A 7,246-nucleotide genomic window follows, 5' to 3' on the forward strand; every position below is an offset into this window, starting at 1 on the left:
CGAGCTTTATTGCCTGCTTTTTAAACTCTTCATCATATTGTTTTCCTGTTCCCTGAAACGCACCCCATTGATTATGACAGTTTACGAGCCGATCTGAGCAAGATCAAAGGTATCGGAGAAAATCGGCTTAACGAGATAATGACGGTCATTGATAAACAGATCGAATGTACAAGCGATAAAGGAGGTTAAACCCTGACCGTTGATACCAAAGAGGTAGTTACTACGATCGCCTATATGATTGGTGTCCGTATGTCGGCACTCACCGCAAGCTATGGGGAATGCGCCGAGCTGATAGACAAGCTCAGAGCCGACCGTGATGCTACTGCGATACGATATTTCACGAATGTATTGCCGTTTCGTGCAGTATTCTCTACGATTGCAGACACCAGCACGGGACGGTTGATCGTACTGCCAATCTGAGCATCGGAGAATTTTGTATACTGTTCCTTGTCCATAGAAGCTCCTTTCTTAGCTTAAAGCCGACCTCGATGAAGTCGGCTTTAATTGATTACAGTTAGAATTCTACACCCGAAAAAGCAATCAGGTTATTGATGTACTTTACAAAGCTCCTCCAATTCGGAGGAAAATCGTTGCTGCCGTAGTGTTCAAGCTCGCTGCCGTTATCAAGAGTGACCTTTACGACCATTGAGTGCCGTCAAGAATGTCATGATTGATATATTCCTCATTCCAATCGTCTATATGATATTTTGAGAAAACATCACTGATAAAATCATTCCATTCGGCTATCGTCAGTTCTTTTGTGGTGTCCTCAACTTTACCCTCACGAAGCATTGAGGGACTAACCGTCAGCACGGCATGATTTCCCTCTTTTTTGACCGTCACATTGCCGTAACCGCCAAAGAAACCACCGCAGGAGAAATGAAACGAAACAGCAGAGAGAATGTGGGCATTATTTCGCATGACCTCACCGCTTTCAGTTTGCATTATCTTCTAAGCTGCAACCATACTCCTTGATCGTCTGCTCAGAACCCTTATCGGCTATTGTCTTACCCATTGCAGCTTCAATGACTTTAAGGATAGCTTTAGCCCTTGCTATGAAATAGTGATCAAAGTCATCTGCGATAAGGTAATCGTAGTTGACGAGGTGGGACTCGATTCGGAAACGAAGTTCAACTTCGTCGATCTCCGCTTTTTTCATTATATTCCCGCTGTAAACACTTGGAGCATCACCGCCGATCTGTCTGTTGGACGCAGGAAGCAGCGGAGTTTTGTTGACGATCGAGTTCCATTTAGTCTTGTCAAGCCCCATTTTCTTGCAATATGCTTCAGGGAAAATGTGATGAATATCCGGCGATTCGTCCATACTCTTGACAATATCCATTGTTATGCCCTGCATAAAGTCACGGCATTGTTCTCTATATACGAGCGCCATAATGCCTTTATATGCGGCACTATTTCTTGTTTGAAGTGACAGTAAACGAGTTGCGGAGAAATAAGCAGCGTTGATCGTTCTGTTCTGGCTATCTTTCCCTTGAATCTCTGCCACAACATCTTCAATATCTGTTGCATATCTGGTCTCATTCGCACCGCCATACATTTCGCCCATGATACCGCACCAAAACCATTTTGCCAGTATCTTTTGAGTGCTTGGAAGATTGAATGTAGCTGTACCGATCACAGCACAGATCGCTGATAGCGGAATCAGTTGAGTTGTGTAAGGCAGATCACGCTTTCTGAACACATATTGCTGGAACAGGAACTTTCGAGCCATTTTGTAGCCCTCAAGCAAAATACCCCTATTTTTCTTGTAATCTTCAAAATTCAGAGCGAGAACATCTTTCTTCTTACAAGTAGTCATTTTATCTGAAAGATAGGTTGTGTAGAGCGTAATAGCGGTAAGGAATGATGTTTCGTCTACACCTTCCATAACATCTGTATTAAGAGTTTCCCCCTTGCCACGAATCTTGTCTCTGCACTCGATCCAGTCTTTGCGAAGGTCAAAGTCATAGGTTGCAAAGGTAGCTGTCACAAGCTCAAATACCGTCAGCGGTACACCGCCTGTATTCACATTCTCAAAGACCTTGCAAACAGCTTCTCTTGGCGTTTCTTTGCCCAAAGTGATAACAGGCAACTTATAGCCAACGATCGTATCAATGACCTGAGTTCTGAATTGCTTGTATTTCTCCATGAATGCCTTATCGTATTCGTGGTATTCCTTGTAGCCGTCTGCCCAATCTTCACGGGCATTGCTGTCAAATATGATGTTTATGGGGAACATTTCGTGTTCAAACTCCAGTTCACGAGTCGACAGATCAAGGACTACATCTCTGTCGAAATTTGTCTTGACCATTCTGTCGCTCGGAACGGCAATAACAGCATCAACACGATCTTCACTTTCGTCTAAGCACTTTTTAATATCTAAGTAGTAGTATCTTTTGATCTCCTTGCCCTTTTCTGTCGTTGTCTCAACAGGTTCTTTGCAGCAAGTCGCACGATACATTGAAGTCAATCTCTGTTGTCCGTCAAGAATAAGGAACTCAGGAGTGACTCCCGTGACTGTTACACCCTCAATAGTGCGATATTTGAAACGCACATTCTCATTCCCATATTCAAGCCGCATGATCGCTCCCATAGGATAACCCTGAGATAAACTTGCGATAATGCCACGGATTCTGTCATTATCCCATGTCCACCCACGCTGAAACTCAGGTAATTGTTCTTTACCGCTTGATACCTCACGCATAAGCTCACTCAGCTCTGTATCAAGAGACTTTGGAGCAATGTTGATAGCCATTTTTTTATCATCTCCGTTCTATTATTCTTCCGCTGCCTGCTTTAGAGATGTATAGATCTCCTCTGTAAAGATACCGAGGACTTCACGCTTGATCTCCTCATCATTGAGCAACAGGGAAAAAAAGTCCTGATTCTGCTCCAAGCCTTCGATCAGTGCATCATCAATATCGTCAAAGTAGGAGAACTCAAAGTCCTTGACTGTGTTATTCTTTGCACTTGCTTTCAGCTTGTCGGACTTCATCAGAATATCCCTGATCTGAAGCATTGCCTTTACTGCAACATCGCTGTCATAGGATTTGCCTGTCCGTGCATTGATCGCTGCGATGATCTCAGAGAGCCTTTCTTCCTTTGCGGGAGTCAGACCGAATGTTTCAGCAGAGGGCAGCTTCACAACAGGCTTTGCGACAATTTCGGTCTTTGTATGTTCGTCCTGCTTTTTCTGCACGAACTGTGTCGCTCTGATCTTACCATCGAGGTTAAAGCCTGGGCCTGGGTGTTTGATATTGATGTGAGAAAGCAGAAGAATGATGTAGTTGTATTTCTTGTGAAGCTCTGTATCCTCAAAGCTGGATACTTGGATCATAAACTCATAGAAACGGACGAAATGACGGAGGTCAACCACGATCTCACGCTGTTTCTCGATACTGTAATGCTCGATCAGCTTCTGAGACTTATCAAGGCAGAAGTTGATCTTTTTCTTGTCAGCAGACTGCACCTTCTCCTTGTAAAGTATCTCGTTGACCTTATCTACATCATCGGGATCAATGATCGCATAAGCGTCTATCTGTGCTTCAAGGTCGTAGATCGCAGTCGGAGTAACGGAATTTGAGAGAAGCGTAGTTGTGTAATACGGAGCAAATGCTCCTACAATATCCTCATAGCTGTTGACAAAATCAAGAATAAAGGTCTTTTTCTCAAATGGTGGACAAATTCTGTTCAGACGTGAAAGTGTCTGTACCGCATTGACACCCTTGAGCTTCTTCATGATATACATAGCACAGAGTTTCGGCTGGTCAAAGCCTGTCTGATATTTGTTTGCGACCAAAAGCACCTGATAATCGTCCTTGTCGAACTCTTTGGTGAGCTGATCTTCGGGGATACCGTTGATACCGGGCTCTTTGTATTCCGTATCATCATCAGGGAGCTTCACCTTGCCGGAGAACGCAACAAGCGCACGAATGCCCTTGTATCCCTTTTTAGTGCAATAGTCTCCAAAAGCCCTACAATACTTGACGGCTGCCTGTCTTGAAGCTGTAATGACCATTGCCTTTGCTTGCCCGCCAAGTTCCTGCATAACAGTTGTGCGGAAATGCTCTACGATGACCTCGATACGCTGGGCAATATTTGTTTCGTGCAGCTCAACAAACCGAGCAATCTGCCGTTTCGCACTTGCGGTCTGCATTTTGGGATCTTCCTCTATCTCCTTGTTGATCTGATAGAAGGTCTTGTAAGTGGTATAATTCTGCAATACATCGAGGATAAAGCCTTCCTCGATAGCCTGCTTCATCGAATACACATGGAACGCTTCACGCTGTCCGTTAGGATTGATCGTGCCGAAAAGCTGTAATGTAGTCGGTTTTGGAGTAGCCGTGAAAGCAAACATCGAAACATTCTGCTGTTTGCCGTTTCTTGCAAGCTCTGCGGCGATCTCGTCCTCCATATCCTGATACAGCTCATCACCCATACCGAGGGACTGCGTGACCGCTGCCATATCCTTGCCTGCCGTAGAAGAATGTGCTTCGTCGATAATGACAGCAAAACGCTTATTCTTCAAACCCTGAACGCTGTCTACGATATACGGGAACTTCTGGATAGTAGTTGCAATGATCTTCGTATTGCCGTTTAGGGCGATAGCGAGATCGGCAGAATTGCACTTTTCGTCCATCACACGAATAAGTCCCGACTTATGCTCCATACCCATGATCGCTTTTTGAAGCTGTCTGTCAACAACTACTCTATCTGTCATTATGATAACATTGTCGAAAATGATCTTGTTGTCGGCATCATGGAGCGTAGCAAGGCGATACGCAAGCCAAGCGATAGTGTTGGTCTTGCCGGAGCCTGCACTGTGCTGAATAAGATAGTTGAGCGAGGTGCGGTTTTCCTCTACATCGGCAAGGAGCTTGCGGACAGCATCGAGCTGATGATACCGGGGAAAAATAATGCTCTCCTTGACTTCGACCTTTCCTGTCTTTTCGTTCTCTTTCTCCGAGGTCTGAATGAAAATGAATTTGGAAATGAGGTCAAGTATCGTGTCTTTGGTGAGAATATCGTCCCACATATAATGAACGGGATAATCGTCCTCACAGGGTGCATTTCCTGCACCTGCATTGACACCCTTGCCGTTGCCCTGATTGAACGGCAGAAAAAAAGTCTTTTCACCGTCGAGCTTCGTTGTCATATAGACTTCGTGCAAGTCCATAGCGAAATTGACGAGTGTGCCTGCCTTGAATAAGAACAGTCTGGACTTCGGATCACGCTCCATACGGTACTGATATATCGCATCGTCCGTTGACTGTCCTGCATAGTTGCATTTCAGCTCCATAGAGATGATCGCAAAGCCATTGAGGAAGATAACAACATCAATTCGCTCTTTGTCGTTCGCCCACACTTCTTCCATGACGGTAAAGCGGTTCATTTCGTATTTCCGCATCAGATCTTTATTGAAAGTGGTTGCAGGCTTTGTGAACATCAGTTCCAGCTTATGCCCCGACAGTTCAACACCGTGACGGAGGACTTCAAGTAGGCTGCCCCTTTTCTTCGTACACTCCGCATTGATGAACGAAACAATGGTATCTTCGAGCCTGTCCTTATGTATCTTGCGGAGCTTCTCCATTGTCTCAGGCTGGGTATCGTTCAGAAAGCCGAACAGCATTTCACGGTCAAGGGCAAAACGGCGGTCGAAGTCTGTTGCTTTTCTTATCGTGTAGCCGTTTTGGTCACGAAGTATACCGAGCAGTTCAGCTTGATATTGTTTTTCTGTTAGTATGTCATTCATGCTGTTATCCTCCGATCCATTCTCCAGTTTCAAGATTTACAAAATTATCGAGTTTGATCTCAGATACAAAACCGTCGCCATATTCGCCGTTTCGTGTCTGATCATCGAGCTTAAACGAGATATTGTATAGCTTTCCAGCCTTAGTTTTTCGGATAAGACCGTTTTCAAGGAAATATGTGATACAGCGTTTATGAGCTTCTTTATCATCGAAATGAAGATAGAAACAGCACACACCGTCTGGAGCGTTGCTATGCTTTGCTTCTGCCACAACGCCATCGGCAACCGCTTTCTCGCATATTTTAGCAGCAAAGTCATTATCTTTGAAAAAATACATCCATTTTCCGACCTTGCTGTCATCAAACTTCTTGGCTTCTGCTTCGTTCACATAATACACCCAATAGGCATTTGAGACTTTTTTTAGCAATTTAGCCACACCACACACCTCCATTTAATTGGCTTTCAGTCGTTTGATTAGTTGTTTTGCAAACAGCAGAGCGATTTGATCGCAATTATATTTGCTTGAATCGATTGCCTGAATATCAGCCACATTCGGATACTTCTCCTGAAGCTGTTGCATGGTAATATTGTGTACTATGGGGAGAATCAACTTTTGTCCATTACGGTTTTGACGGTTCAGGAACTCAGAAAGCTCACGCTCTGTCCATTCACGGTCAAAGAAATTCTCGGAAATAACAATAATAGCAAACTCAGCCTTCTTTGTACCATTCAAAATCCGCTCTTTCCAGTTGTCGCCCCATTCAAGTGATTCTTTGTCATAGAAGATGCTTATCCCTAACTTTTGAAGTGACTGGTAAAGTTCCTCTATCAGCTCCTCTTTATCCTGGTTTGCGTGGGAGATAAACACATCATATTCAGGCAAAGTTTTTGCCTGATACTTTGGAACTTCCACCTTTTCCACTCCATTCATCTTATCAATAAAATCTCTATCTTTGCTTATACTTGTCAATGAAGCAACTAAACGGCTAAAGCTCCTATGGAATAAAAGCGACTCCATTGACGAATACAAAGGGTGTTCACTTAAATATTTGGCGCGGAAGATCCTCACATCGTCCATCCACACATTGGCAGGCATATTATGCTCTGCAATACTTTCACCGTCATAGGAAACTTGTGTGGGTGGACTGATGTTTTGGGCTCGTTCAAGTAAATCAGTAAGTTCTCTTTCAAACGCTCCCATAGTCAGTTCACGTTCAGCTTTTTCTCGTTCTTCTTTATGCCGCTGATAAAGGTAGCCATCTTTTAGCACCTGAATGATAACGGGGATATTGTCAGCCCAAGTAGTGTGAACCAAGTTATTATCTTTCAGCTCCTTGAAACAGCCACGAAGTATAATATCCTCTCGATGGTCGGCTGCTTCAAATCGTTCTGCCCAATGGTTTCCGTCAGACTCATGTTCGATAATCTCAAACAGGAGATTTTCAGTAATCCTGTATAATAAAACTTGACACATAAAAAACAATCAAAGTATAATAA

6 protein-coding genes are annotated in these 7,246 nt (G+C 43.9%); 1 reads left to right on the forward strand and 5 read right to left on the reverse strand.

All coding sequences use genetic code 11. The features are described 5' to 3' along the window. Positions 1 to 249 precede the first annotated feature (249 nt). The gene (locus DWW81_RS13475; RefSeq protein WP_181984657.1) at positions 250 to 420 is read left to right on the forward strand and encodes a hypothetical protein; all 171 of its coding nucleotides are present in this window, start codon (positions 250 to 252) and stop codon (positions 418 to 420) included. A gap of 216 nt (positions 421 to 636) precedes the next feature. Here DWW81_RS13475 and DWW81_RS12710 read toward each other — a convergent pair whose 3' ends face one another. Genes DWW81_RS12710 through DWW81_RS12730 form a run of 5 tightly spaced genes read right to left on the reverse strand, consistent with a single transcriptional unit; the run spans position 637 to position 7,223 of the window. Next, the gene (locus DWW81_RS12710; protein WP_117898156.1) at positions 637 to 945 is read right to left on the reverse strand and encodes a hypothetical protein; all 309 of its coding nucleotides are present in this window, start codon (positions 943 to 945) and stop codon (positions 637 to 639) included. Next, positions 935 to 2,755: a DUF262 domain-containing protein gene (locus tag DWW81_RS12715; RefSeq protein WP_242989657.1), complete on the reverse strand. Its 1,821-nt coding sequence runs from the start codon at positions 2,753 to 2,755 to the stop codon at positions 935 to 937. The genes DWW81_RS12710 and DWW81_RS12715 overlap by 11 nt, the downstream gene beginning before the upstream one ends. Before the next feature lie 21 nt (positions 2,756 to 2,776). Then, a complete protein-coding gene (locus tag DWW81_RS12720) occupies positions 2,777 to 5,752 on the reverse strand; it encodes a DEAD/DEAH box helicase family protein (RefSeq protein WP_117898157.1) in 2,976 nt (991 codons plus the stop codon). A gap of 4 nt (positions 5,753 to 5,756) precedes the next feature. Further along, on the reverse strand, positions 5,757 to 6,185 hold the full coding sequence (locus tag DWW81_RS12725) for a hypothetical protein (RefSeq protein ID WP_207659999.1): 429 nt from the start codon (positions 6,183 to 6,185) through the stop codon (positions 5,757 to 5,759). Positions 6,186 to 6,200: 15 nt separating this feature from the next. Further along, complete coding sequence (locus DWW81_RS12730) at positions 6,201 to 7,223, reverse strand: toll/interleukin-1 receptor domain-containing protein (protein WP_117898159.1); 1,023 nt, start codon at positions 7,221 to 7,223, stop codon at positions 6,201 to 6,203. Between the last annotated feature and the right edge of the window lie 23 nt (positions 7,224 to 7,246).

Origin of the sequence: Ruminococcus sp. AF17-1AC (assembly GCF_003461385.1) — a bacterium.
GTDB lineage: Bacteria > Bacillota > Clostridia > Oscillospirales > Ruminococcaceae > Hominimerdicola > Hominimerdicola aceti.

Excerpts from the sequence above, each read along its gene's own strand:
- DWW81_RS12715 (WP_242989657.1), bottom strand. The coding sequence starts at position 2,755 with ATGGCTATCAACATTGCTCCAAAGTCTCTTGATACAGAGCTGAGTGAG.
- DWW81_RS12730 (WP_117898159.1), bottom strand. The coding sequence starts at position 7,223 with ATGTGTCAAGTTTTATTATACAGGATTACTGAAAATCTCCTGTTTGAG.
- DWW81_RS12720 (WP_117898157.1), bottom strand. The coding sequence starts at position 5,752 with ATGAATGACATACTAACAGAAAAACAATATCAAGCTGAACTGCTCGGT.
- DWW81_RS13475 (WP_181984657.1), top strand. The coding sequence starts at position 250 with ATGTCGGCACTCACCGCAAGCTATGGGGAATGCGCCGAGCTGATAGAC.
- DWW81_RS12710 (WP_117898156.1), bottom strand. The coding sequence starts at position 945 with ATGCAAACTGAAAGCGGTGAGGTCATGCGAAATAATGCCCACATTCTC.